Annotated in this window: 21 protein-coding genes; 6 read left to right on the forward strand and 15 right to left on the reverse strand. The window is 59.3% G+C overall.

The features are described from left to right. Nucleotides 1-27 precede the first annotated feature (27 nt). From GOB85_RS02235 to GOB85_RS02250, 4 genes are all read right to left on the reverse strand, one after another. Nucleotides 28-1,296: an efflux RND transporter periplasmic adaptor subunit gene (locus GOB85_RS02235; RefSeq protein WP_173576063.1), complete on the reverse strand. Its 1,269-nt coding sequence runs from the start codon at nucleotides 1,294-1,296 to the stop codon at nucleotides 28-30. Then, nucleotides 1,293-4,466: an efflux RND transporter permease subunit gene (locus GOB85_RS02240; RefSeq protein WP_173576062.1), complete on the reverse strand. Its 3,174-nt coding sequence runs from the start codon at nucleotides 4,464-4,466 to the stop codon at nucleotides 1,293-1,295. The genes GOB85_RS02235 and GOB85_RS02240 overlap by 4 nt, the downstream gene beginning before the upstream one ends. A 180-nt stretch (nucleotides 4,467-4,646) precedes the next feature. Next, nucleotides 4,647-6,161: a sensor histidine kinase gene (locus GOB85_RS02245; RefSeq protein WP_173576104.1), complete on the reverse strand. Its 1,515-nt coding sequence runs from the start codon at nucleotides 6,159-6,161 to the stop codon at nucleotides 4,647-4,649. A gap of 10 nt (nucleotides 6,162-6,171) precedes the next feature. Then, nucleotides 6,172-6,888 (reverse strand): response regulator transcription factor, encoded by a 717-nt coding sequence (locus GOB85_RS02250; RefSeq protein WP_173576103.1) that lies wholly within the window; start codon nucleotides 6,886-6,888, stop codon nucleotides 6,172-6,174. A gap of 385 nt (nucleotides 6,889-7,273) precedes the next feature. Between GOB85_RS02250 and GOB85_RS02255 the strand changes: the two genes are divergently transcribed. Next, nucleotides 7,274-10,276: a TonB-dependent receptor plug domain-containing protein gene (locus GOB85_RS02255; protein WP_173576061.1), complete on the forward strand. Its 3,003-nt coding sequence runs from the start codon at nucleotides 7,274-7,276 to the stop codon at nucleotides 10,274-10,276. Nucleotides 10,277-10,547: 271 nt separating this feature from the next. On the opposite strand, the gene GOB85_RS02260 is transcribed toward GOB85_RS02255, so the two are convergent. Beyond that, nucleotides 10,548-11,603 (reverse strand): aromatic ring-hydroxylating oxygenase subunit alpha, encoded by a 1,056-nt coding sequence (locus tag GOB85_RS02260; RefSeq protein WP_173576102.1) that lies wholly within the window; start codon nucleotides 11,601-11,603, stop codon nucleotides 10,548-10,550. A gap of 217 nt (nucleotides 11,604-11,820) precedes the next feature. On the opposite strand from GOB85_RS02260, the gene GOB85_RS02265 reads away from it, so the two are divergent. Beyond that, a complete protein-coding gene (locus GOB85_RS02265) occupies nucleotides 11,821-12,708 on the forward strand; it encodes a LysR family transcriptional regulator (protein ID WP_173576060.1) in 888 nt (295 codons plus the stop codon). Nucleotides 12,709-13,036: 328 nt separating this feature from the next. After that, a complete protein-coding gene (locus tag GOB85_RS02270) occupies nucleotides 13,037-13,978 on the forward strand; it encodes a DUF3034 family protein (protein ID WP_338421627.1) in 942 nt (313 codons plus the stop codon). 37 nt (nucleotides 13,979-14,015) lie between these two features. Here GOB85_RS02270 and GOB85_RS02275 read toward each other — a convergent pair whose 3' ends face one another. Further along, on the reverse strand, nucleotides 14,016-15,296 hold the full coding sequence (locus GOB85_RS02275) for a DNA recombination protein RmuC (RefSeq protein ID WP_173576059.1): 1,281 nt from the start codon (nucleotides 15,294-15,296) through the stop codon (nucleotides 14,016-14,018). A 219-nt stretch (nucleotides 15,297-15,515) separates the two neighbouring features. Between GOB85_RS02275 and GOB85_RS02280 the strand changes: the two genes are divergently transcribed. The 3 genes from GOB85_RS02280 to GOB85_RS02290 all read left to right on the forward strand — a co-directional run bounded on the left by GOB85_RS02280 (nucleotide 15,516) and on the right by GOB85_RS02290 (nucleotide 20,312). Then, entirely contained in the window at nucleotides 15,516-16,880 is a 1,365-nt protein-coding gene (locus tag GOB85_RS02280; protein ID WP_173576058.1) for a dicarboxylate/amino acid:cation symporter, read from the forward strand. A 321-nt stretch (nucleotides 16,881-17,201) separates the two neighbouring features. Next, nucleotides 17,202-18,998 carry an alginate export family protein gene (locus tag GOB85_RS02285; RefSeq protein ID WP_173576057.1) on the forward strand — a complete coding sequence of 599 codons (1,797 nt, stop codon included), beginning with the start codon at nucleotides 17,202-17,204 and terminating at the stop codon, nucleotides 18,996-18,998. A gap of 21 nt (nucleotides 18,999-19,019) precedes the next feature. Then, nucleotides 19,020-20,312 carry an MFS transporter gene (locus GOB85_RS02290; protein WP_408737015.1) on the forward strand — a complete coding sequence of 431 codons (1,293 nt, stop codon included), beginning with the start codon at nucleotides 19,020-19,022 and terminating at the stop codon, nucleotides 20,310-20,312. 55 nt (nucleotides 20,313-20,367) lie between these two features. On the opposite strand, the gene GOB85_RS02295 is transcribed toward GOB85_RS02290, so the two are convergent. From GOB85_RS02295 to atpD, 9 genes are read right to left on the reverse strand one after another with little or no spacing between them, the layout of a single operon-like run. After that, a complete protein-coding gene (locus GOB85_RS02295) occupies nucleotides 20,368-21,240 on the reverse strand; it encodes a F0F1 ATP synthase subunit gamma (protein WP_173576056.1) in 873 nt (290 codons plus the stop codon). Beyond that, nucleotides 21,237-22,772: a F0F1 ATP synthase subunit alpha gene (locus tag GOB85_RS02300; RefSeq protein ID WP_173576055.1), complete on the reverse strand. Its 1,536-nt coding sequence runs from the start codon at nucleotides 22,770-22,772 to the stop codon at nucleotides 21,237-21,239. The genes GOB85_RS02295 and GOB85_RS02300 overlap by 4 nt, the downstream gene beginning before the upstream one ends. Further along, nucleotides 22,765-23,499 (reverse strand): F0F1 ATP synthase subunit B family protein, encoded by a 735-nt coding sequence (locus GOB85_RS02305; RefSeq protein WP_173576054.1) that lies wholly within the window; start codon nucleotides 23,497-23,499, stop codon nucleotides 22,765-22,767. The genes GOB85_RS02300 and GOB85_RS02305 overlap by 8 nt, the downstream gene beginning before the upstream one ends. A gap of 6 nt (nucleotides 23,500-23,505) precedes the next feature. After that, on the reverse strand, nucleotides 23,506-23,751 hold the full coding sequence (locus tag GOB85_RS02310) for a F0F1 ATP synthase subunit C (protein ID WP_173576053.1): 246 nt from the start codon (nucleotides 23,749-23,751) through the stop codon (nucleotides 23,506-23,508). Beyond that, nucleotides 23,748-24,455 (reverse strand): F0F1 ATP synthase subunit A, encoded by a 708-nt coding sequence (locus GOB85_RS02315; RefSeq protein ID WP_173576052.1) that lies wholly within the window; start codon nucleotides 24,453-24,455, stop codon nucleotides 23,748-23,750. Before GOB85_RS02315 ends, GOB85_RS02310 begins: the two co-directional genes overlap by 4 nt. Then, on the reverse strand, nucleotides 24,452-24,772 hold the full coding sequence (locus tag GOB85_RS02320; RefSeq protein ID WP_173576051.1) for an ATP synthase subunit I: 321 nt from the start codon (nucleotides 24,770-24,772) through the stop codon (nucleotides 24,452-24,454). Before GOB85_RS02320 ends, GOB85_RS02315 begins: the two co-directional genes overlap by 4 nt. After that, nucleotides 24,765-25,055: an AtpZ/AtpI family protein gene (locus GOB85_RS02325; RefSeq protein ID WP_338421625.1), complete on the reverse strand. Its 291-nt coding sequence runs from the start codon at nucleotides 25,053-25,055 to the stop codon at nucleotides 24,765-24,767. The genes GOB85_RS02320 and GOB85_RS02325 overlap by 8 nt, the downstream gene beginning before the upstream one ends. Then, entirely contained in the window at nucleotides 25,052-25,468 is a 417-nt protein-coding gene (locus tag GOB85_RS02330; RefSeq protein WP_173576050.1) for a F0F1 ATP synthase subunit epsilon, read from the reverse strand. The genes GOB85_RS02325 and GOB85_RS02330 overlap by 4 nt, the downstream gene beginning before the upstream one ends. After that, the gene (gene atpD / locus GOB85_RS02335; RefSeq protein WP_173576049.1) at nucleotides 25,465-26,952 is read right to left on the reverse strand and encodes a F0F1 ATP synthase subunit beta; all 1,488 of its coding nucleotides are present in this window, start codon (nucleotides 26,950-26,952) and stop codon (nucleotides 25,465-25,467) included. Before atpD ends, GOB85_RS02330 begins: the two co-directional genes overlap by 4 nt. Nucleotides 26,953-26,970: the final 18 nt, after the last annotated feature.

A 26,970-nucleotide genomic window follows, 5' to 3' on the forward strand; every position in this document is an offset into this window, starting at 1 on the left:
GCACTTCAGGCGAAATACGGCATGCCGTCATTGACGCGCACCCGCCTCAGGTGAGGGAGAGTTGTCCTTCGGCATCGCCCGGACATCGTCGTTACCAGCCGCTCCGGTTTTCTCCGGAGGCGGCCCGGCGGCAATGTTGTAGCCGCGCGTGCCAGGAACAACACGGACCTCGTCGCCGTCGAGCAGACCGGCAGACGGATTGTTAATCACCTTGTCCGTGGTCTTCAGACCCTCAAGAATCTGCACGCTTTTTCCGAGCAGCGTGCCAACTCTCACGGACACGAGATGAACCCGGTTGCTGGCGTCAACCATCGCCACCTGCAGCCCCTCCGCACGGAATATCAGCGCCCCTACAGGCAGAATGAGAATATCCGGATCGCCCGGCGCCTCGAAATGCACCGTCGCATAGGAATCAGGCCAGAGTTCGCCGCGAGGATTATCAACCATGAGCTCCGTATTCACAGTGCGGGTGTTCTGATTGAAGGCCGCCGCCGTCGCGAGATAACGCGCCTGGAACTCACGCCCCTGAAACTGCGGCACCCTGAGGGTGGCCGTCAGTTTCGGCGTAATAATATCCGCATAATCCTGCGGCACCGGCACAAACACGCGCATCGCATGAACGTCCGCAACGCTGAACAGCTCGGTGGCGCTGCCGCGTGAACTCACATCACCGCCTCCGGCATTCACATAATCACCCACATCGGCAAGTCGCGCCGTAACCACACCATCAAACGGCGCGACGATCTTCTTAAAACCTTCGAGTGCAGCATAACGCTCCATCTCATGGCGCGCCGCCTCAACCTGTGCCTGCTGCGCTTCGGCATTGGCCGCCTGCACATCGACTTCCTGCTGCGACACCGCCTGAGTGCCCTGCAGCGCTTTCCAGCGTCTCGCTGTGATCTGAGCCAGCTTGTAACGGGCAAGCGCCACATCCAGATTGGCCTTCGACGCACCGAACTGCGCATCAAGACCAGGCGTATCGATCTCAGCCAGAAGATCTCCGGCATGAACCTGCGCGCCGATGTCCTTGTACCACATCTTCACATAGCCGGAGACCTGCGCGTATATCGGCGCCTGATACCAGGCCGAAATATTGGCCGGAAGATCCAGTGTGCGGTGGGTCGGACCAGGCTGCGCGCTGATCAGCTGCACCTTCGGATAAGAACTCTCCCGCGTGTCCGACGCCAGTTGCACAAAATGACGGTGACGCTGGAAAATCCCCCACGCCGCCAGAACCAGCGCCACAATCAGAACGATAATGAGCGCAAGCTTTCCGCGCGATTGCCTGCCACTCATGCCGCTTCTCCCTCGGGCGTCTTCAATTTCTGTTTCCGTCCGTGCAGCATGGCGAAGACGCAGGGCACGAACAGCAATGTCGCAACCGTCGCCACCAGCAGACCACCAATCACCGCCTTGCCGAGCGGCGCATTCTGCGAGTTGCTCATCGACATCGGCAGCATGCCGACAATCATGGCGGACGCCGTCATCAGCACCGGACGAATCCGCTCGAACCCGGCATCCAGCGCCGCTTTGAATGCATCCCCGTGCCGTGCCAGCTCATCGCGGGCAAAAGACACGACCAGAATGGAATTCGCCGTCGCCGTGCCCATGCACATGATCGCACCCGTCAGAGCCGGCACCGACAGCGCCGTGTTCGTCAGGAACAGCGACCACGCAATACCACCAAGAGCACCGGGAAGCGCCGTGATGATGATGAACGGATCAAGCCACGACTGAAAGTTCACGACGATGATCAGATAGACCAGCATGATCGACATCGCCAGACCACCGATAAGCTGAGCATAGGCCGAATTCATCGTCACGCCCTGGCCGATCACGGCCATGGAGGAACCATGCGGCAACTTGTCCTGCTCAGCCGCCACAATTCGCTTTACCTCCCGCGCCACAGTACCCAGGTCGATCCCTTCGTTCATGGCGTAGATGTCGAAGACCGGCATAATATTGTAGTGCGCAACCTCACCCGGCGTCCCCGTTTCGACAATCTTGCTCAGACCACCAAGCAACTGAACGGTATTACCGTTCGGGTTCCCGTCGCCCTTATCAACAGGCGTGATCTCCAGGTCGTTCATCGTCTGCAGATATTCCGCCGGCGTCTGAATATCGATCAGATGCGACACGCCGGTCTTCGGGTCGAGCCAGTAAACCTGACCAACCTGGGAACTGCCCGACAGAGAGACAAGCATGTTGCTGGCAACGTCGGACTCCGTGATGCCGGTACCAAGAGCAAAGCTCCGTCGTGCATTCACCAGAAGCGTCGGCGTCGTCATCGGTTCCTGAACGTTCACATCCGCAATACCGGGCACATGGCGCAGTTTCGTCACCAGCCGGTTCGCAAAAATAAAGTTGTCATGCAGGTTACGGCCGATGATCTGAACGTCGATCGGAGCCGGCGCACCAAAGTTCAGAATCTTCGCCGTCAGATCGGCGGGCTGGAATGTAATCTGCGTGCCGGGGAATTTCTTCTGCAAACCAGTTCGCAACGTGGCGCGGTATTCAGCCACCGGCGAATCATCGTTCTTCAGCGTCACGTTCAGATCGCAATCCTGCGATCCCACCGTCGGCGTCGGAATAAACGCCTGGTTGAGCGGGCTGAAAGGCAGTCCACAGTTATCAACAATGGACTCCACCTGCCCCGGAAGCAGACTCTCGATCTCATCATTCACCAGCTGAGAAATCTTGCCTGCTTCTTCAATACGGGTCCCGAGCGGCGCCCGCATATGCAGCGCCAGCGCATTCGAATTGATCTCCGGGAAGAAATCCTGACCCACAAAGAACAGAAGGCCCAGCGAACAGATCGCGGCCGCAAGAAAACCACCAATAAAGGTGCCACGCGCGGCTATCAGAGAAGCAAGCAACTCCTTGTAGCCAGCCCGGAACTGCTCGAAACGATGCTCGAAGCCCCGCTGAAAGCGCCCGAAAATGGTCTTCGGCTCTTTGTTCGCACCAGACCGCTCCGCCTCAACCTGAGCCGCAAGCAGGTATTTCGCCATCGTCGGAACAAGTGTTCGAGACAGGATAAAAGACGCCAGCATCGCAAAGATGATGGCCTCAGCCATCGGCATGAACAGCCAGCCGGCAACACCCGTCAGCTGGAACAGCGGCATCCAGACGATACAGATACAGAGTGTGGACACGAACGTCGCCACGACAATCTGGTTGGCGGCATCAATGATCGCGTCTTCCAGATCCTTGCCGCCATGCAGATGCGCATCGATATTTTCGATCATGACGGTCGCATCATCGACGAGAATACCAACCGCCAGCGCCAGCCCGCCAAGCGTCATCACATTGATCGTCTGACCAGCCCAGCCCAGCCCGATGATCGCGCAGAGCATGGCGAGCGGAATAGAGGTCGCAATGATGACCGTGGACCGCCACGACCCCAGGAAGAGCAGCACGACAAGCCCGGTAAGCACGGCGGCGGTGCCCATCTCCTGCACCACGTCGCGCACCGATTCCTTCACAAAAGTGGAAGCATCGTTGACGATCCTGATGTCCACACCCGGTGGCAACGTCTTCACGATACCGGGCAGCAGCTGCTTCACACCGTCCACGACGGCAAGCGTCGAAGCATCGCCACTTTTCATGATGACGATGAGAACGCCCTGCTGCCCCTTCACCAGAACAAGGTTGGTCTGCGGCGGTCCGCCGGGGTGAACCCAGGCCACATCACGCATATACACCACGGAATTCCCGACCTGCTTGATCGGGATGGCATTGAAGGTGTCGATATCACGCGGCGCAGCATTGGACTGCACCATCCAGTCCATCGTGCCGATTTTCTGGTCGCCCGCCGGAAGAACGATGTTCTGCCTGTTCAGCGCGGCAGAGACATCCACCGGCGAAAGACCATGCGCAAGCAGCTTGGTCGGATCGAGATCGACCATGATGTTGCCCGGCTGACCGCCATACGGGTTCGGAATCGCCGCACCCGCCACCGAAACCAGCGCCGGTCTGATCAGGTTCGACGACATGTCATAGATCTGTGACGCCGTCATACTGGTCGAGGAAACCTGAAGCGTCAGAACCGGCACGGAAGACGCGTTGTAGGTCAGAACCAGCGGCGGCGTGGACCCGGTCGGCATCTGTTTGATGACGGTCTGCGACACGGCCGTAATCTGCGTCTGAGCCGCAGAGGCGTCGGTTCCGGGCTGAAAGAAGATTTTGACAATGCCCCGCCCGTAATAGGACTGGCTTTCGATGTGTTCGATATTGTTGACCGTCGCCGTCAGCGCACGCTCATAATAATAAACGACACGCCCCGACATGTCCTCCGGCATAAGACCCGTATAGGTCCACGCCACGGCCACAACCGGGATCTTGATGCTTGGAAACACGTCTGTCGGCGTGAACAGAATCGACCGGACACCGAAAACCAGGATCAGGATCGAGAGGACAACAAAGGTGTAAGGACGCTTGAGAGCAATGACGACAATTTCGTTCATACGCTCTCACCCGAATACACATCGAACAGGCACAGTACAACTGACATATGTAACCTTCTGGCAGCGAATGCCGCAGGTGGCGAATAAAATACCTTTTAAGAGACCCTCTCCGGAGCTGTCATTTCCCCCGATAGCCGGCTGAAAACAACATTTTCCCCTGACGGTTCCGAGCCGCTCCCGTCATGACCGGAGTGGCTCGCGACCATGGCCCGGTACCGGAAAGACGGCAACGAGCCTCGCCCCCTGAGTCGGATGACCGGGCATCGCGTCCTCAACCAGAACATGCGCGTTATGAAGCCTCAGAATGGACGCCACAAGGCTCAGACCAAGCCCGCTGCCACGAATGTGGCGACTCTTGTCCGAGCGGTAGAACCGGGTCAGCACGGCAGCCCGCTCCTGAGGCGCGATCCCAATCCCGTTATCCGTCACGGCAACAGCCGGATGCCCTCGCCAGCACCCCACATCCACCCGCACGCTCCCGCCAGGCGGCGTGAATTTGATCGCGTTATCCACAAGATTGGCAAGCATCTCGATGAGCAGATCCCGGTCTCCCTGCACGACGACAGGCACCGCCGGAAAAGAAGCGCCCGAAAACGTCGTTCCGGACAGAGAATCCTGCGGCGGAGATGCGGAAGACATCATCGCCCCCTGCGACACCGGACCAGATTTCGGACCATAAAGACCAACACCCTCGCTTTCCGCGATGGGCTCGTAAAGATCAATGATGTCACGAGCGAGATCTTCGAGATCAACAGCCGCAAAGCCGTCCCGTCGCCGGCCATTATCGATTTCAGCCATCCGCAGCAGTGCGGTAATGATGGAAAAGCACTGATCGAGATTTTCGATCGCACCGCCAATCGCATCCCGCAGAACTTCGGGAGAACCGGCATTGGGGCCGGCAAGAGTGCGTTCAAGAGACGCACGCACGCGCGCAAGCGGCGTCCGCAGATCATGCGCAATATCATTCCCGACGTCACGCATGTCATGCATCAGCTGCTCAAGCCGGTCGAGCATACGATTGACACTGCCAGCAAGGCGATGAAGGTCGTCCCGCTCCGATCCGGCAGGAAGCCGTTCGTGAATGTCACCCTGCATAATCCGGTCAACCGCCTCATGCATCTCCTTGACGCGAGCCAGCGCACGGTGACTGAGCCAGAGCCCGGTCAGCAGCGCGAGAACGAAAATCGGAACAATGGTCGTGACCGAAGCACGACGCAGCATCAGCTTCTGTTCGCTGAGCGGATGGACGCTGCGCCCCAGCGCAAGCAGACGCCCGTCAGAAAGATGATCGGCAAGGAACCAGACCTTGTAAGGCGCCCCTTCCTCAGGAACCATCATGGACGCATGCATCTCACCGTCCGCGACCAGCCCTTCCGGCCATTCCTTCAGATCGCCGGTCACCGGTTCACGGGCAGCCGTAAAAATCCCCGCCTCGTTGATGACAATACGCAGGTCATCGGTAGACCGCTCACGAATGACGTAAGCCAGGTGATCCGGCGGAAGAGAAAGCAGGAAATCCATCTCACGACGGAGAAGCTGGGCGGAACGCCGGAATTCCAGCGACGTCATCTGGCTGTAAATGAGCGAGAACTGAAAAACGGTCGCAAGAAGAATCGCCACAGCGAAACCAAGCGCCAGCTGGAAGCGGGCCGTCCGGAACAGTTCGAACCGCCTGCCACGCAGGAAAGACACCATGCGCGAACGCTCAGTCCGGCGCGCCAGGATCGGACGCACCAAGCGTGAAGCCCGCCCCCCGGATACTATGGATCAGCGGCGCTTCTCCAGGCCCGTCAATCTTGCGGCGCAGCTTGCCGATATGCACATCCACAAGGTTGGTCTGTGGCGTGAAGCGGTAATTCCAGACTTCTTCCAGCATCATGGCACGCGTGAGCACCTGACCAGGCCGACGCATGAGAAATTCCAGCAGCCGGAATTCACGCGGCAGCAGATCAACCTCCCGTCCCGCCCGATCAACCCTGCGGTCAATAAGATCCATCGTAAGAGGCCCGGCCCGCAGCACGGTCTGGCGCGTATCGTCCGGACGACGCAGAAGCGCTTCAATCCGGGCAACAAGCTCTTCCATGGCAAACGGCTTGGTAAGGTAATCATCACCGCCCGCCTTCAGCCCGCTCACGCGGTCATCGACAGCCGAAAGCGCCGAGAGAACAAGTACCGGCGCACGGATGTTGCGGGCACGCATGGTTTCGATCAGCGTCAGCCCGTCAAGACCAGGCAACATCCTGTCCACAACCATGACATCATACGCACCGGAAAGCGCCTGTTCCAGGCCCCCGTCACCAGTCTCCACCGCAGTAACGGCGAAGTCACGGCTCTCCAGTTCCTCGGCGATCTCACGGGCGATGCCGCTGTCATCCTCGACCAGCAGCACATGGGCGCCATTCACAGGGACAGATGCACTCATAAGACCATGGGATGCCGCGCCAGACGCGAAATTGCCACTAAAATCAATTTCATGACGGTCACAGAAACGACCCGTCCGGAGAAACGGCCACAGCACACTCCGGCCGGCCACCATGCACCGCGCACGAACCACACCCTCCAGGGCAACAGCAGCCTGTTCAAAGCCATGATTCCGCATCGTTCATCTGCTGCTCAGCAACACCTGATGCACAAGTGATAAAACTGCAACATTCACGTCCAATAAGTGTCGCGCAGGCAACAGAGTATTGCAGAACGCGCATTGATTATGTCAGAGCGAAATTATTGCGATATCGCGTCAAACCATGTCCGGACGGAAATCCAGCGAGATCCGGTCAAAACGTCTTCTTAAAAAGGTCTTGCCCTCAATGCCTCTTTCTCACCTGTATCCCGGCAGGACACGTCTGGGAAACCGTAAGCTGAAATCACGCCCGGTTCTCCTGGCGGCAACAGTTTTCGCCTCCACCCCCCTCATCCTGCTCTCCGTCTCCGCCCAGGCTGCAACAGACAGCACGTCGCACACCCACAAGGTGCGGACCGCGAAAACCCGGCCCGTTCACGCAACCCGCAACACAACCGTCGCCCCGGCTCAGACGGCCACCCCTGCCATTTCGACCACCAGCGCAACGACACGTCGCAACAACAATGCGGCAGCGCTCAGCCAGCATTACCAGGCCAGCGGCAACGAAGAAGTGGTGGTCACCGGTTCCATGCTGCGCACCGCGCGCAACACCAGCCCGAACCCGGTCCAGACCATCACCTCCGCCCAGATCCAGCAGACAGGCGTCGCAACGCTGGGTGACTTCCTGCAGCGCATGCCTTCCATCGGTTCCAGCGGCACGACCAACAACCAGACCAACGGCACAGGTGGCGCGTCCTGTATCGACTTCCGTAACATGGGTCAGAACCGGGTACTCGTCCTGATCGACGGCAAGCGCACGACAATGAACGGCGACAACAACTGCGTCGATTTCAACACGATTCCCACCGACATGGTCGACAGCATCGAAATGCTGAAAGACGGCGGCTCGGAACTGTATGGCGCGGATGCGGTCTCGGGCGTCATCAACATCAAGCTGCGGCATAATGTCACGGATGGCGGCGTCACCGCCTATGGCGGCATCAGCGGACAGGGCGATGCGCTGACCGGCAAGCTCTCAGCCCATAAAGGGTGGAACTTCGATCACGACAAGGGCAACATCACCCTGTTCGGTTCCTATATGAGCCAGGGCGGCATCATGCAGCGTGACCGCTCGTGGGCCACACCCGTCGCCGAGAACAACCCCTCATCAGGCGGCGTGACCTACGGGTCATTCATTGCCTCGTCAGGGCATTACATCGGCGAGACGACCGGGAACGAATATACCGGAACCAGTTCCGGAAAAATCATCCCCTGGAACGACAAATACCGTTATAACTACGGTAACGACCAGATGCTCTCCAACTACCTGCAGAATTCCACCCTGCGTGGTGAACTGCATTACGAGATCAACAAACACTTCATCCCCTACGCCAACGTGCTGTACAGCCACCGCACATCGATGGCGCAGATGGCCGCCGAGCCGGTGGATGGCGCCGTGCCGCCATCGGACATGCCCGCCTCCATCATCATCCCGTCCAACGATCCGTACAACACGACCGGCGAAGACGTTCAGATGTACCGGCGCATGACCGAATTCGGGCCACGCCGCACGGAAGATTCGTCCGACACGGTGACAGGTATCGGCGGCATGCGCGGTGAAATCACGCATGGCTGGATGTATGACGCCTCATACACCTATGGCTCGAACATGATGACCGAGCAGATGTCAGGCGTCGGCAGCTACACCAACCTGCTGCAGGAATACGGAATCCAGCAGCTCGATCCGACCGACACGAACAGCGCGACCGCCTATAACCCGTCGGTCTGTAACGCCGCTAAAGGCTGCGTGCTGTCCAGCCCGTTCGCACCGCTCTCCAGCGCCGCGGCAGCCTACGCGAACTATACGTCTCACAGTCATTACCATTACCAGATGCGTGACCTGAATTTCCGTATCAACAACGATCATGTCGCCAAAATGCCATGGAAAAACGGCGGCACTTTCGCCGTCGCACTCGGCATGGAGCATCGCGGCGAACAACTCAGCTACAATCCGGATCCGCTCATCGCATCAGGCCAGAGCCTGACGGATACATCCACCTATACGGGCGGCGGGTTCGACGTCACCGAGGGCTACCTGGAAGGCAAGCTGACACTGCTGCACAACGCCTTTCTCGCCCGCGACCTGACCATTGACGGACAGGGACGTTTCTCGTCCTACAACACCTTTGGCAGCGCCAGGAACTGGAAAGGCTCCATCAACTGGTCCCCGACCCGCGACATCCGTTTCCATGCCACACTGGGCACGTCATATCGCCAGCCAAACGTCTATGAAATGTACGGCGGACAGCAGCTGACCTACGCCTCGGCAACCGACCCCTGCGCACAGGCAGGATCCTACGGTTCCTATTCCGCTACCGTCGTGGCCAACTGCGCGAAGGCCGGTATCAACGCCGCTAATTTCACGGACGTCAATTCAGGTCAGATCGCCACCCTGACCGGCGGCAACTCGAAACTTCGTCCTGAAACCGGCCGCACATGGACTGTCGGCACGGATTTCACACCGCGCTGGATCCCCGGTCTGCACACGTCACTCACCTACTGGCATTACACGATTTCCAACCTGATCTCAGCCGTATCGACCCAGTACATGGCCGACCAGTGCTATACGGGACAGGGCAGCGGCTACTGCAACCAGATCAAGCGGTTCGCAGGCTCCGATCAGATCGATTACGCGACATCATTCTACACGAACCAGGGCGGCCTGAATCAAAGCGGTCTCGACTGGGACGTGGATTACGCCATCCGCGTCACCCCGATGGACCGCTTCATCCTCAGCAACAATTTCCAGCAGATCCTGAACTACAAGCAGCAGAATACCGCGGGCGGTTCCTGGACAAACTACACAGGCGGCCTGCAATATAACGCTACCGCCGGATCCCTGCCTGCCGCAGGCATCCCCCGTGTGCGCGATTACGCAAGCATCACATGGCGTCACGGAAATTTCCACGTGACCTACATGATGACCTTTATCGGCGGCATGCGCTGGAACAACAGCTCGGAGTTCCTGACGGCGGACGGCAGCCAGCGTTACAAGGCGCCGGCCATGGTCAAGAACGATCTGTCGCTCGGTTACGATCTGGGTCGCTGGAGCTTCACGGGCGGCATCAACAACCTAAACAACAAAAAACCGCCTTACGTCGTCAGCACAGCCGACAACAGCATGGCCTCTGTCTATGGAGACTTCTACGAAGGACGCTCCTTCTGGCTCCAGGTTGCGGCCGGCTTCTGACCTTCGCCACGCATCCCGGCAGGGCCTGCCCCGGAACCCGGCAAAGGCTCTGTCAGTGTTGTGTGTTGATCTGTGATTTTTCAAAGGGCTGGCTGAATTCGGGCTCTGCCCGAACCCGGCAGGGACCGTCACGCGAAGGCGTGCTGCGCACGACGGCCCCTGCACCCCGATTGATTAATAACAAAATGGTTTCCAAAGGTCTGTGACCTTTGGTGGGTTCCAGGGCAAAGCCCTGAGAAAGCACCAGCACGTAACGACAACAGCGCCCGGTTCAGGCAATAAAGAAACGACTGAGCCCGAGCCCCCGCAGCCCGCGCCGATAGGCAATGGAACTGCGATCCGCAGGCACATGAGCCTCAAGAGACGGATCAAGCGGCAGACATTCAGGCTTCTGACTTTCGACGATCGCCTTGTCTTCCTCAAAAACCCGGCGATTAAAGTCATAAACAGCCTGAACAGACTGATCAGTATCAAAATTACGGCAAATCGGCGCAAAAAGACGGGTAACACGCGCGGAAACCGGCGATGCCGCATTCATAATCACCAGCCGCCCGTCATCAGGGAAATGAATCTCCAGCGTCGCCGTAAACGGCAGATGAGTCCGGAAATGCCGCAGCCACTCAAAGCCAGGCCGGCCGCGATCCTGAACGCCAATCGGATAATTCCCCACCATACTACGATACCCGACCTCGAAACCCTTCTCCGTCAGCACCGGCATGTAAGGCGGAACCACGGGGTTTTCCGGATCAGCAAACGTGTCGGTGTGGACGAAAGCGAAATGGGCAACATCCAGAAACCCTTCCATCTGCCGACCCGCAAAACCCTGAATATCAATCGTGGGACAAACGATCTGCTGATAACCCGCTTCATCCCAGTGCGGCATCCCCGGAATGTCCGCCGCCGCAAGAATTGCCTCCCGGTCCGCCGGCCACTGACCTTCAGCAGGCGCCAGACAAACCCAGATCAGCCCATAACGCTCCAGTGAAGGATATGTCCGCAGCGTCATCTTTTTAGGGATCGCCCCATCCGGATGAGCCGGTATTTTCACGCAGCGGCCAGCCTGTCCGAAGCGGAACCCGTGATAGGCGCAGGCAATGGACTCACCATTTCCCGTGCCCAGACTGAGCGGCACCCCACGATGCGGACAGATGTCGCGGGCAACAACGATCTCATCACCGGCGTGGTATACAACCAGTGCTTCATCCAGCAGCATGGCAGCCACAGGCTCCTGCCCCACCTCCCTGACGAGCGCGACGGGATACCAGAACCGCGCAAGAATAGCGCGATCATGCGGATCGAAAGTGCTGTTGCGTGGCAGATCAGCCATCGCGGCCGTCTGCGCAACGCACTGCGACAGAGGTGCGGCAGATCCGGGTTCAGCAGACTGGGTCATGACGTGTCTCACATTAAGAGCGGGGGATGGCGTCACCAGTTCTGCCGCGCAGGGGGTGTGCCTGCATATCGCTTAAGTTAGTCTTTGCCGTTCGCAAAAAGAGCGCACCGGGGGAGAGATGACTGTCCAGTCAAGAATCATGAAGTATTTCATGGCAGTCGCACGCTGCGGCTCAATCCGTCGGGCCTCCGAACAGCTCGGAATCGCGGCCTCGGCAGTCGACAGACAGATCCTGCACGCAGAAGCGGAACTCGGTGTCCCGCTTTTCGAGCGGCATCCCTCCGGCCTGCAAATGACAGCGGCCGGAGAACTCCTGTTTACCACCGGACAGAAATGGGAACGCGACTGGACGGAAACACAGGCCGGCTTCAATGATCTTCAGGGACTGAAACGCGGCCATATCACTATCGCCATTGTCGATGCGCTCACACGAGGCGGCATCCCGAAACTGATCGGACAGTTTCGCAAAAGTTATCCGGGCATCGTGATCGCCTCCAGAGTAATGGACAATCACGCCATCGCAGGCGCCGTAACCGAACGGGAAGCAGAGTTCGGCCTGCTGCTTGATCCACCAGCCCGGCGCGATCTGATCGTGCAGAGCTATACAACATCACCACTGGGCATCGTCTGCCCGCCGGATCACCCGCTTGCCGCCAGGTCCGAGGTTCGTCTCGGGCAATGTCATGATTATCCGTTCATCATGCCCGCTCCGCCCCTGGCGTTGCGGAGACGTCTTGATCCTCTGCTTTCAGCCAGCCTGACAAAGATCGCGCCGGTAACGGAGACGGACAGCATCCGGATGATCCGATCGCTGATCGGCGCCGGTGTCGGAATCAGCATTTTGCTGGGTGTGGACGTTCTCAGCGAAGTCGAGGCGGGATCGCTGCGCTTCGTGCCCCTGGCGGAAGCCCGGTCCAGCCCCGCCATGCTCGCTCTCGCGGTTTCACGAACACGGATTCTCACATCGGGCGCACGCCTGCTCGCCGCGGAAATCGAACGGTTTCTGGCAGGATCACATGCAGCACTGACAGTACCATAACATAGCCAGAACCATCGCAACGACCTGCGGAAAAATCGTGAGCCAGACAGAAGGAATCATGGCCACATCACAAAAAGCGGATCACAGTCGAAACGGCCTGAGCACGGATCCGCATCCGACATATACAGGATTGTCTGTGTATTTTATGCAACAAAATGGAAACATAATCGCAAATGAGAGGCCAATAGCAGAGACAAAAGAATGTGCCTCATCTATATCCACAGAAATATAGATAAAGCACAATGTTGCGAGCACGTTCCGATCCCGCAACACCTGAAAGGTCAAAAAAGTGACGTCCCGCGTTGTAAAGTCCGCCCAGACCGCTCCCGTGAAGTCCGTTTTCCGGCATCAGGAGCGCTCTCTCGCCGGTCTGACTCTGGCCAGTCTGGCCCTGGCCTGCGGCGTTTTATACAGCAGCCCCGGTCATGCAGCCGGCGGCGACGTCTCTCTCACCGGCCCCAACTCGATCTTTGACGGCGAACGGGCGCTCGGAACCAGCGGCCTCAGCTCGCTCGAAGGATCAAGCGGCGGCGGCATCGCCAGCTGGGCCACCATCGGCGGCTACGGCAGCAAAAAGGGTGTCGGCATGGCTTTTCATTACAGCTACGTCAACGTTACGAATTACTGGGACCAGAACGCCGGCGCGATCCTCGGGCTCTATGACCGCGTCGAACTGTCCTACTCACATAACTTCTTCCAGACCCGCGGCACCGGAGCACTGCTCGGGATCGGCAAAGGATACCAGTTTGATCTCGATACAGGCGGCATCAAGGTCCGTCTGTTCGGACACCTTGCCGACAAAACACTGATCCCGCAGTTCGCAATCGGTGCGATGTACAAGCATGACGGTGACAACAAGGTCATTCATGAAGTCGGCGCAAAATCGACCGATGGCGCCGATGTCTATTTCGCGGCGACGAAACTCTATCCGTCGATCGGACTCCTCATCAACACAACGATGCGCCTCACAAAAGGCAATCAGTGGGGCATCCTCGGCTTCGGCGGCGACCGCAACGACAGTTACCATCCGCAATTCGAAGGGTCGCTCGGTTATCTGCCGTCTTTCATTCCGGGCCTCGTCGTCGGTGTCGAATACCGGACCAAACCGCGCAACCAGAATTTCACGCCGGAAAGCAACTGGTTTGACGTCTATGCCAGCTACTTCGTGAACAAACACCTGAACATCACAGCGGCCTACGTCTCACTGGGAACGATCGCAACATTCCGCAATCAGACCGGCGTGTATTTTTCGGCCCAGACCGGATTTTGACAGACCGGCTTCTGACACACCCCCCGGCCAGCCCCCGTCATGTAACATCCAGCGGAGAAGCCGGCATTCCGGAAGACCGGGTCAGCACCTCAGACGGCTCCGGATCATCCGCGTCCAGTTCCCGAAGCTGCCGCGCAACACTGCGGGTCCGCCGACGGGCATCTTCAATAGAGGAAGACATCGCCGAAGCATTGCGTGAGAGTTTTTCGAGCACACCATCCATTTTCAGCATTTCCTGACGTGTGGCGCCCAGAAGCCGCGCAATGGTGTCCGTCCGCTCTTCAAGAGACAGCGTGACATAACCAAGATGAATGGTGCGCAGCAGAGCCGGCATAAGCGATGGCCCCATGATCAGCACACGACAGGTGCGCCCGATTTCGTCAATCAGGCCGGGACTACGGGCGATTTCAGCATACAGGCCGTCCGTGGGCAGATAGAGCACCGCAAACTCCACCGTTTCAGGCGGAACGATATATTTCGAGGCTATTTTCCGGGCCTCAAAACGCAACGCGTTATCAAGCGCCTTGCGGGCATTGCGCTCCCCATCCCGGTCGTTCTGCGCACAGGCGTCCAGCAGTCGCTCATAGGCTTCAGTGGGGAATTTGCTGTCAATCGCCAGCACAGGCGGCACCGTGCAGCGAACCGGCATTTTCACAGCAAACTCCACAACCTCCCGCCCCTGCCCCAGCCTGCGGTTCGTCTCATAGGTGCCAGGCGGCAACACATCCTCAAGGATCGTGCGAAGCTGCGCCTCTCCCCACCCGCCACGGGTTTTAACATTCCCGAAAAGCCGCTTGAGATCACCAATCTGCGCCGTCATCGCGGAAACCTCCCCCATGGCCTTCTGCATCGCCGAAAACTGTTCCAGCACACGCTGGAAAGAGGTCTGCATCTGCTTTTCAACCGCGGCATGGAGCTGTTCCGTAACAGCACCCCGAATGGAGGCAAGCTGCTGGGCACTGGCTTCGGCCATCGTGCGCATGGCCTCCGACTGGGCAGCACGGGCCTCCGCCTGTTCACGCCCGATGCCCCCCGCGAGATGGGCGAGCCGCTCCCCGAGTTCAGCGCGCATCTGTTCGACGCGGGCAAGAAGAGCCCGCTCTGTTTCCGTCAGCCGCAAGCGCTGCTGCTCGGTTTCAGCATGACGCAGTCCCGCCTCCCGCTCGACCATCACATAGAGCCGCGCAAGCAGATCTGAGTCCGCCACACCCGTCACAGGCTTACGGCTGCGCAGAAAAGCTGCGATGCCAGAGATGGCGAGCAGGGTGGCAACAGCCAGAAGAAGGAATACCGGCAGACCGGAAGGATGGGATATCATGACAATGGCATCTTCCGATATTTCCGGCCTTTGTCACAGGGGCAGGATAAATTCAGAGCCCGTTCCGCAATCCCGCGCTGACAGCGCCCCTCATCCCGTCGCCAATAGTTACGCACGTGAATTGGCATCAGCCTGCCAGGATGCTATCGACCGGTAAAGCGAGCAGCACACCCCGCCGACAATCAGAAACAACAGAACGCCACAAGGCGCCGATCGGTAATGAGAGCTATGCACGGCACCATCACAACACCCACCCCCAGGCAGAAACTCTGGAAAAGCCTCTATCTCCAGGTTGTTGTTGCCGTGACTCTCGGCATCCTCATCGGTCATTTCGCACCGAATCTTGGCGCGGCCATGCGTCCTCTGGGCGACGGATTCATCAAACTCGTCAAGATGGTCATCGCCCCCGTCATCTTCCTGACCGTCTCCACCGGCATCGCCGGCATGGGCAATCTGGGCAAGGCCGGCCGCATCGGCGGCAAAGCCATGCTCTACTTCCTCTTCTTCTCTACGCTCGCTCTGATTGTCGGCATGATCGTGGCGAACGTCGTGCGCCCCGGCGGCGGAATGAATGTCGACGTCCACTCACTCGATGCCGCCTCCGTCAGCAGTTATGTCCAGAAAGCGAAGGATCACACCTTCTCGGACTTCCTGCTGCAGATCATCCCCAACACGACAGCAAGCGCCTTTACTTCGGGTGAGATCCTTCAGGTCCTGTTCGTCGCCATCGTCTTCGGCATCAGCCTCTCGCAGATGGGGCCGCGCGGCGAACCCATCCTGGCGTTCTTCCGGCAACTGACCGAACTCGTCTTCGGCGTTGTCCGTATCGTCATGCTCGCCGCCCCCATCGGCGCTTTCGGCGCCATGGCGTTCACCATCGGTCGCTTCGGTATCAGCTCCGTCACCAGCCTGATCTGGCTGGTCGGAACGTTCTACCTGACATCGATCCTTTTTATTGTCGGCATCCTCGGCCTCGTCACACGCGCGATGGGGTTTTCCATCTTCCGCCTGCTGCGTTACCTGCGCGAGGAACTGCTGATCGTGCTCGGCACAAGCTCCTCGGAATCCGCCCTGCCAACACTGATGTCAAAGCTGGAAAACGCCGGCTGCGCACGACCAATTGTCGGGCTCGTCGTGCCAATGGGCTATTCGTTCAATCTGGACGGCACAAACATCTACATGACCATCGCCGCCCTCTTTGTCGCGCAGGCAACAAACGTACATCTGAGTTTTGGCGAACAGACCGCCCTCCTCCTGGTCGCAATGGTCAGTTCCAAAGGCGCAGCCGGCGTGACGGGTGCAGGCTTCGTAACACTCGCGGCAACGCTTTCAGTTGTGCCCGGCATTCCTGTTTCAGGCATGGCGCTCATTCTGGGCGTGGACAAATTCATGTCCGAATGCCGTTCCCTGACCAACATTATCGGTAATGCCGTGGCAACAATTGTCGTTGCGCGCTGGGAAGGACAACTCGACATGGCACGCCTGAATGACGCGCTGGCAGGCCGTCTTCCACCGCAGGAAGCTGGCGACTTACTGGCAGAAGAAGACGCCGCCCCGACACCTGGCGAACACCATTTTCACTGATCCGGCGCCCGGTTCCGAACCATGCAGAACCGCGTTCTGAGCGACGAGTCTTTTTTTTACAAACCACGGCATCTCTGCCCGGTCAGACGCGTTTATCTGACCGGAACGATGATACCTGCCCCGGCGGGTCGTCCGCCCCGACCATTCTGACAGAATGTTGCCAATCAGTCACACATAAGGAGGCTGAATAAAGACACACGATATTGCGATGTGACGAATCGTGGCACAAAATGCAACATATAGTTTATCTGATATACGTCAATCGAATAAATCGATGGCGGGCAGCAGCTCAAAAAAATAAGAAAGAATGAAGCCTGCACCATGAACAGATCGTCTGCTTTCCCGGTCGCCGGGACACGTTACCGGAGCCGTGTCACGGTTCGTCTGGTCTCATCAACGGTTCTTGGAAGCCTTGCTCTGGCGATGACCGGTCCGGCCAGCGCTGAGACAGCTCCCAATGCCCAGATCAACAGTCACACACAGATTCCGGACATCCACCGGAACCAGGCGCACACAGTGGCTCAACCGCAGGCCGGGCAAACCCCCGTCACCCAGACCCCGGCTCTCACACAAAAGCAGAAGTTTACAGGAACCTCACTGCTGCCGCCCCTCGAATCCCGTCCGGAAAATTACGCCATTCCACAGGCGCTGGAACTGCCACCGCAGCCTGCTGCCCTGCTGCATCAGGGGCCCTGGGGGATCTTCAACTCCAACACGGGCGCTGCCTCCGGTTTCGGCACGGTCGGTTACTACGCCGTCTCACGCTGGGCCGAAGACTGGTCCAACCTGCGAGACAAGAAAAACCGGATCGATTTTCTTGATCCGCTCAAATATATCCCGCTGAACGAAAGCGGTTCCATTTACCTCACCCTGAGCGGCAACTTCCGCCATCACGGTTTCTATGACGAAAAACCCATCATGGGCACCGCAAGCAAAAGCCCGTCCTATCGCTCCAACCTGCGCTGGAATACAGGCGCCGACCTGCACCTTGGCCAGCACGTCCGGCTCTACGGCGAACTGATGAGCGGACAGGCCGGCGGCATCAACTACTACGGTTACAACAACGGCCGGTGGCGTAACAAGCTGGACGCACAACAGGCTTTCGTCGAAGTGCGCGGACATCTGCTCGGCGCCACAATGGGCGCCATGGTCGGCCGCATGACCTTCCTGGATGCACCGCCCTATATCACCGCCGGCAGCGTCTACCCGACAATTCCTTATTCATGGAACGGTATCAGAACATACTCTTTCTGGAAGAATTTTCGCGTCGATCTGTTCGATCTGACTCTGACGAACTGGGACATCCACAACGTACCATTTCATAACCAGGTCGGTTACCGTACGCGCTGGTTCGGCGCCTACACCTCCTATGCCATTCCCTCCTTCAAATTCATGGGCGTAAAGAGCCAGGTGTTCGTCGATACGTTCTATTACGGCTATCTGCTGGCAAGCGCGCCGATCGCCGGCGTGAAAGGCACAATCGCCGGGTCCACGCATCGTGACACGCCGGGCATACGCGTCTGGGGCAATACCGGCCCGATCGAGTTCTCCCTGGGCGCAATGTGGCAGGGCGGGTCGTTCAATGCCGCAAATAACGGTCCGTCACGGTCCGTCAGCGCCTATTCGTTCAACGCACAGATTTCCTATCGTCTGGCAAAACTGTGGGGACGCCCCGCCATCGGCCTCCAGGCCGACGACATCTCCGGCGGCAACTACAACAAAAGTCAGACCAGTTCATGGGGTGGCTTTCTCACCCCGTTCGTGCCCAGCGCCTATTATCTCGATATGAGCACATATTTCGGCAACCAGAACGTGATCGATGTCGGGCCGATCGCAACACTGGCGCCCACAAAAAATACCACCCTGCTGCTCAAGGTGCCCGTAATGTGGCGTAACAGCGTCAATGACGCGATCTATCAGAACCCGCTTGCCGCCTATGCCTTCCGTCCGCACGGAGGTTACGTGGGAACAATCCCGCAGGCCAGTTTCACCTGGCGCGCAACGCGTCACATCACTCTCAGTATCGACGGCGAGTATATTTTCGCGTCAAAAGCATTAATCCAGACCGGGGCGCAATCGGGCGCCTATGTGCAGAGCAACCTCGAACTGACGTTCTGAACCTTTTTCACTACGGACTATATGACACAGAGACCTCCGGCCGACCTGACAAACTTCGAGCGCATACGCGGAATCTTTGCGGGCTCAGCCGGAAATCTCCTCGAATATTTCGACTGGTACGTCTACTCCGCCTTCGCTCTCTACTTCGCCCACGCCTTCTTCCCCCACGGTGATCCGACAGCGGAACTCCTCCAGTCCGCCGCCGTCTTCGCCGTGGGCTTCCTCATGCGCCCCGTCGGCGGATGGCTCATGGGCCTCGTTGCCGATCGTTACGGACGCAAAAAAGCTCTCACCCTCTCCGTCGGAGCCATGTGTGCCGGCTCCCTCGCCATCGCCGCCTGCCCCGGATACGAACAGATCGGCATCGCCGCCCCCGTCATCCTGGTCCTCGCCCGCCTCGTCCAGGGCCTCAGCCTCGGCGGCGAATACGGCGCCTCCGCAACCTACATCGCAGAAGTCTCCCGCCCCGAAGACCGTGGCTTCTGGTCCGGCTTCCTTTACGTCACCCTCGTCATGGGACAGCTCGCCGCCATGGCCGTGCTGCTCCTTATGCAGTTCGTCTTCCTCACACCCGCGCAAATCACCGCCTGGGGCTGGCGTATCCCGTTCCTGCTCGGCGCAGCCGGGGCAGTGCTGATCTTCTGGCTCCGGCGCAACATGGAAGAAAGCAGCTCATTCAAAAAGACCGCCAGCCAGAAAAGCGAAGGCGGCCTGCATGTGATGCTGCGCCATCGCAGAGCCGTGCTGACCGTTGTCGGCCTCACGGTCGGCGGAACAGTCGCGTTCTACACCTACACGATCTACATGCAGAAATTCCTCGCCAATTCACTGGGTTTCGACAAGGAACAGGCCACGCTGATCTCGGCTGCCTCACTGGCCGTCTTCGCCGTCGCGCAACCTCTTTTCGGCGCATTGTCAGACCGTATCGGACGCAAACCGATGCTGATCGCCTTCGGCATCCTCGGCACCCTGGGTACGGTCCCTCTGATGAGCGTCCTCTCAGGCACGCAATCCGCCTTCGGCGCCTTCAGCCTGATCACCCTCGCGCTGATGATGGCCTCCGGCTACACCTCGATCAATGCCGTCGTGAAGGCCGAACTCTTCCCAACACGCATCCGCGCACTCGGTGTGGCCTTCCCCTATGCGGTAACAGTCTCGGTGTTCGGCGGCACAGCGGAATACGTGGCGCTCTGGTGCCGCCAGGCCGGACATGAAGGCTGGTTCGCATGGTATGTCTCAGCCTGTGCACTGTGCACCCTGCTCACGGCACTGACGCTTCCCGCCCATGGCGCAACATTGCCGGAAGAGCCCTGAAGAGCCCTCCACAGCCCTCAGTCAGGCCGGTTCTGTAAGTGACCCGACCGTCGGCTCACTCGCCGGCCCCGCCGGAAAACCGTTTCAGACGCGCAAGAGTCGGACCGGAAACGAGTTCGATGATTTCCGACGTGATGTCGTCCTGACGGACCATCCGACGACGCTGTTCAAGATCCTGAAGCCGTCGCTCGATTTCCTGATGAGCAGCGGTCATGCGCTCACTGCGTGCTTCATTTTCAGCCGCGAAACTATGGAGAGCAGCCTGACACAGCCGGGAGAACAGATAATCCGCTGTCAGATCGGTCATCAGCTTCTCCGGCGGCAGATTGAGAAGCGGCGGCGGTCCGGCAGACGCGGCTTTCAGAAGGGCGGGGTCAAGCGGAAACAGCATTTCCCTGACGATGACCGCACCCTGACCAGGATGCCAGTGGCAGAAGACGGTCGCGACCGTTGAAAGCTCGCCCGCAAGAACCTTCCTGCAGATTTCGTTTGCAATCGTGGCGGCAAGATCCGGAATAGCGGCAGGATGCTGGGCGGCGGCTGCTGTCCACACGGGAGAGACCTCACGCGAACGGGCAATGGCGGCGCCGCGTGTACCAATAAGGAAAATACCGCCTTTTTCACTGTCCTGCACAGCATCGAGCATGTGTTCGCTAAAGAGACCGGCAAACCCCTGCTCGGCGCAGAAAAGAATAAGTCCCGCTTTACCCTGACCGTTCCCGTCCGGGCTCCGTTCCGTGTCCGGCTGCAAAGCAATGACACGAAGAAGCGCCTGACGGACAGTATCGGAATAAGCCTCCACAGCAGGAAGAGCCTTGCGGGCCTGCTGCACGCGGACAGCAGCAAGAGCCCGCATGGAATTGACGATGCCGCCAAGCTGCCTGGTATTGTCAATGCGGGCGGTAACGTCCTGAAGACGCTCCGTCATAGCGACACGGGAGCCGACGCCTGCGCGGCAATGCCGGCTTTCAGCACGTCCAGCAAAGCGGCCTTCTGCTCGTCCGGCAGAGCAACGCCTGAGCTGATCGCCACAGCAAGCTCCGGTGCGGTTTCACGAAGAAGGGCACCCAGGTTTTCCCGCAGGGTCCGGATCAGCGAAACCGGCAGAGTATCGAAAAGACCGTTCTGGGCAGCGGTAACGAGAGCAACTTCCTGCACGAGATCAAGCGGCGCATGGGGTGGCTGGCGGAGCACGGCGCGAATACGCGCCCCCCGTATAAGCTGCTGCCGCACATGAGCATCAGGAAGGCCACCGAAGCGGGTAAACGATTCGAGTTCGGTGAACTGGGCATAGTCGAGACGCAGGCTGCCGGTAGCCTCACGCAGAGCCGGCGCCTGCGTCGCGCCGCCAACACGGCTGACACTGACACCGACATCAACCGCAGGCTTCTGGCCCTGATCGAAGAGTGTCCGGTCAAGAACAATCTGGCCATCAGTAATGGAAATAAGATTAGTGGGAATATAGGCGCTGAGATTACCAGCTTCCGTTTCAGCGACAGGAAGCGCCGTAAGCGAGCCTGATCCCTTTTCGGGCGAGAGCTTCGCGGCCCGTTCGAGCAGGCGGGCATGGACATAAAAAATATCGCCCGGATAAGCCTCGCGCCCCGGAGCCCGACCGGTAAGGAGAGAAACCTCTCTGTGTACGGCAGCATGTTTCGACAGGTCATCGATCACGATGAGCGCATGCTGCCCCTTGTCACGGAAATACTCCGCCATACTGAAGGCCGCGAACGGCGCAACCCAGCGCAGTCCGGGCGCTTCAGCAGGGCGCGCAACAACAATGATGCAGCGTTCAGGATTCCCGCGTTGCCGTATGGTGTCAATGACGCGCTGTACACTGGAGGTTTTCTGATCCACCGCAACATAAACGCAGATCATGTCAGAGGATGTCTGCGCCAGAATGGTATCGACAGCGACAGTGGTTTTGCCGGTGGCGCGGTCCCCGACAATCAGCTCCCGCTGCCCACGTCCGATCGGAAAAAGCGTGTCAATGACAAGTGTGCCGGTCTGAACAGGATGAACGACAAGATCGCGGTCAATGATGGCGGGCGCCGCACGTTCAATGGGAAAACGGGTTTCCGCCATCACCGGGCCTTTGTCATCCAGAGGCCGGCCAAGCGGGTCCACAACTCGGCCAAGCAGCCCCGGCCCGACAGGAACACTGACAACCTCAGACGTCCCGAAGACAGGCGCACCGGCTTCTATGCTGCCATCATCATCAAGCAGGACACAGGCAATACGGTTTTCTTCCAGACTGTGCGTAAAACCATAACGCCCGTTTCCAAAAGAGAGAAGCTCGTCAAGCTTCACGTCCGGAAGGCCCGAGATAAGCGCAACGCCGTCGCCGATATCCTCCACACGCCCGACGCGCTCAGTCTGCGGACCAGCCGGAATATCATCCAGACGGGAACGGGCGGCAGCAAGCCAGCCAGCAGCCGGATCGGCAGCGGAATCAGACATCGGCATGACTCAGAGTGTCCCTGATACGGTCCAGATCGGCCTGCCAGTTCGAACCGACGGTCAGATGAGGCGTGCGAATGGCAAAACCTTCAATCAGAGCCGGATCGGTGATCCAGGTCACGGCAGGATGTGCGCCAAGGGCGGTGACAAGGGCCGTTTCGCAACTCTCGCGCTCAGCATCGGAGAGAGGCGCTGCTGTCGCAATACTGAAACCGGCTCCCAGCGTGTGTCGCTCCCGCTCAGGCAACGCCGCGACCGCTTTCAGAAGACCGGAGAACAAAACACCACGCGCAGCGGCAGGCGCACCGGTAACAGTCAGAAGCCGGCCCGCAATATCAACAGCCAGCACCGCCGCCTGCTGCCGCCAGACAGCGCGGCTTTCAGCCTCCTCGCGGGCAATCGCCTGCCTGCTGGCGTCTCCAAGCGCGGCGGCATCCTGCTGCGCACGGGCCAGAATCGCAGCGCGATCAGCCTGCGCCTGCTGCGCCGCCTCAGCCAGCACACGGGCTTTTTCCTCCGCGATCGTGTTGCGGGCCTCTGTCAGAGAAGCGCGCTCAGCCGCCACCTGTTTTTCCTGACCGGTCAGAGCATCAAGACGCGTATCAACGTTTTTCTGCCGTTCCGCGATGATGGCGGCGAGTGGCTTCCAGAAGAAGCGGGCAAGCAACCAGATAAGGATGCTGACATTGATGGCCTGAAGGCCAATGGTCCACCAGTCGATCTGCACAGGATATTATTTCAGCAGCGGGTTGGCGAAGAGAAGCAGCAACGCGATGACAAGACAGTAAATAGCCATCGTTTCAATCATCGCCAGCCCCACAAAGAGGGTACGCGAAATCGTGCCGGCAGCTTCCGGCTGACGGGCAATGGCGTCCATGGCGGCGGCAACAGCGCGGCCTTCGGCAAGAGCCGGACCAATGGCGCCGCACGACACGGCAAAAGCCGCTGAAACGATGCTTGCAAAAGCGAGCCAGTTCATGAAGGAGATCCTGTTTTGTCAGCAGAAGAAGACGGAGACACTTTCGGCCGGGTCAGCGCGCCCGCGATGAAGACCATCGCCAGCACGGCAAAGATATAGGCCTGAACCGCGCCCGTAAGCATATCCAGCGCCATGAGCGGAACAGGCACCAGAAGCCCGGCCAGTGAGACGACGATCCCGACAATAAATGCCCCGGCCATGATGTTTCCAAAAAGACGGACCATCAGGGAAAAGGTTCGGGTCACCGTCCCGATCAGGTTGAGGGGAACCATGACAATGCCCGGCCACAGAAAGGTGCGAAGATAACCGCCAGGACCGCCGGAACGGATGCCAAAGACGATAATCGCGACAAATACGAGACCGGCCAGAGCCGCATCCGTGGCAAGAGCCGCTGTCGGGGCATGCAGACCAGGAACAAGCGCCGTCCAGTTGGCAACAAGGATAAAAATAAAGAGCGTCCCAATGAAAGCGCGATAGGGCGCGGGATCGGTCCGCATGGTTTCGCTGATCTGGCTGTCGAGTGCCGTCAGCAGCAGTTCGAGAAATGCCTGGAGCCGGCCCGGTGCGCCAGGTGTCAGACGGCGGCGGACCAGCACCGCCCCGAGCGTCAGCACGGCCATAAGACCCCATGTAGTGACAACCGGCCCGGTGACCGGGACAGGCCCGATATGGAAAAGCGCCGGCGTGGACAGAGGTGAATTCATGACCGGGCGTTCTCTTCCCTGATAGCCGCCAACGGTGCCGCGCCGGTATAACGGCGCATCAGGCGGAGCGCGACAGGCCGGGCAAGGATGACGCCGAACGCCGCGAACAGAAGCGACGCGGTGCCGTTGCGGGCCGCGAGAAAAAGCACGGCCGCCAGAACAAGAAGACGAACGACCATAACCGCCACGGCAGCGGCCCGCCGGCCTGGCATCATGAACCACTGCACATTGGGCCAGAGGGCGACAACATGAGCCGCTCCGGCGGCAAGGCCTGCGACAAACCAGAGAATAGCGGAAAAAACGGATATGTCAGGCATGTGGGTGATTCATCCATTTCCATGCGCTGAGACCACCCGCGACAAACCCCGCAAGAAGCAGCGCAGCGGAAAAAGTCACGCCCGATCCGGCGCGATGATCAAGCCAGCGACCCGTAATGAGACCGGCAAGCGGCGGGCTCACGATCGTCCAGCCAAGAACGCCGATACGGGCAAGATGCTGAGTGACACCGACATCGGTGTCAGTCCGGGCGAGCCGCTGACGTGCAACCTGCGCACGGATCGCGGCATCCATCTCATCGCCAGGAGACGGGGAGCGTGTCACTGAACCATCCCATGCCCATCCGGCCGCAGACGACCGGCGATCAGCCGGATCGCGGCAAGCTGAAGACCGACGGATGCCACATTGGCGTTTTTGCCGAGATCTTCCTTTTCGCGGAAATGCTCCTGAACAAGCGTGCCGAGCGTCGCGAGATCAGCGCCCGGAACAGCCTCGCGGGTGGCAATGTCCACCTTGTCACCCCGGTTGCTCACCGTCAGCTCACCATGACGCACGGCGCAGTAATGCTGCGTGCCGTCCTGCCGCTTCCAGGAAACAACGGTGGGAACAAGGCTGGTCAGCAGATCGGCCGCCCCCTGGAGAATGCCAAACCCGCCGCTCTCATCTTCCGCCCGCACAGACACGATTCCGACTTCCTCAACCGGGACGCTGAGAGGGGTAATAATCCGTAACTTCATGACGTCCCCTTCCCTTTTTCCGACGCACTCCTGTGAGAGGCACCCGCCTGACGGGCGGTCTGCTCTTTCTGACGGGCATCTTCCAGGTTGCCGACCATGTAAAGTGAACTTTCCGCCCAGTCATCGGTTTCGCCCGCGAGAATCGCACGACACCCGGCAAGAGTATCGGCGCGGCTCACGCTGCGCCCCGGCTGCCCGGTGAATTTCTGCGTCACGGAGAAAGGCTGACTGAGAAAGCGCTGGAGACGACGGGCACGGATGACAATCCGGCGATCCTCGGTTCCAAGCTCCTCCACGCCCAGCAGAGCGATAACATCCTGAAGCGATTTCAGCCGGGCGAGCGCCTCACGCACCTGTCCGGCGATGTCGCAATGTTCCTCGCCAACAACCAGCGGATCAAGCAGCACGGAAGACGAGGCCAGCGGGTCAATGGCGGGATAGAATCCCTGAGCGGCAAGCTGGCGGGAGAGCACGATCTGGCTGTCCATATGAGTGGCAATGGTGGTGACAGCCGGGTCCGTGAAATCATCGGCAGGAACATAAACTGTCTGGATCGCCGTGACAGCGGTCCCCGCGACGGAGGCAATGCGCTCCTCCACTTCTCCCACTTCAGTGGCCAGGGTCGGCTGGTATCCCACACGGGAAGGGAGACGCCCCAGCAGACTGGAAAGTTCGCTGCCCGCCTGCACAAAACGGTAAATGTTATCCATCAGCAGCAGAACATTACGATGCTGTGTGTCGCGGAAATATTCAGCCATGGTCAGAGCGGTCATCGGCACACGCCAGCGCGCGCCGGGCGGCTCATTCATCTGCCCGTAGACAAGAACAGTGTGATCGATCACGCCCGAACCGCGCATGTCGGTCAGCATTTCATGCCCCTCGCGGGTGCGTTCGCCGACCCCGGCGAAGATGGACAGACCATGATATTTCGCCGCCATCGCATGGATGAGTTCCATGATCAGCACGGTTTTCCCCACACCCGCGCCACCGAACATGGCGGCCTTACCGCCATGAGACATCGGCGTCAGCAGATCAAGCACCTTGACGCCCGTTTCAAAGAGAGCCGTGCTTCCCGTCTCCACACTCATCGCCGGCGGAGGATGATGAATGTCCCGGCGCGGGGTCTCAGGCGGCAGAGCCGGGCCGTTGTCGCGGGGAATACCGGTCACGTCGAGAAGACGACCCACGACAGCGTCTCCCACGGGAACACAGACCGACGCGCCGGTAGCACGAACGGACGTGTGCCGGGCAAGACCGGATGTCGAGGACAGCGCAACGGTGCGAACAGTCCGCGGATCGGGATGGCTATGGACCTCAAGAATGAGGGGCTCGGCGTTATCCCGCCCCACAATCAGCGCTGAGCTGATCTCCGGGAGGCGCCCGGCAGGGAAACGGACATCAACGACAGCCTCCCGCACGGCGATAATTTCGCCGTCGGGCACGGGGACTGCCTGCGTACCAGCTATAACGCCTGCGGCGACCATGTTGCCTCCCTCCGGCCT

The sequence above is a fragment of the Acetobacter fallax genome, from assembly GCF_011516735.1.
Classification (GTDB): Bacteria; Pseudomonadota; Alphaproteobacteria; order Acetobacterales; family Acetobacteraceae; genus Acetobacter; species Acetobacter fallax.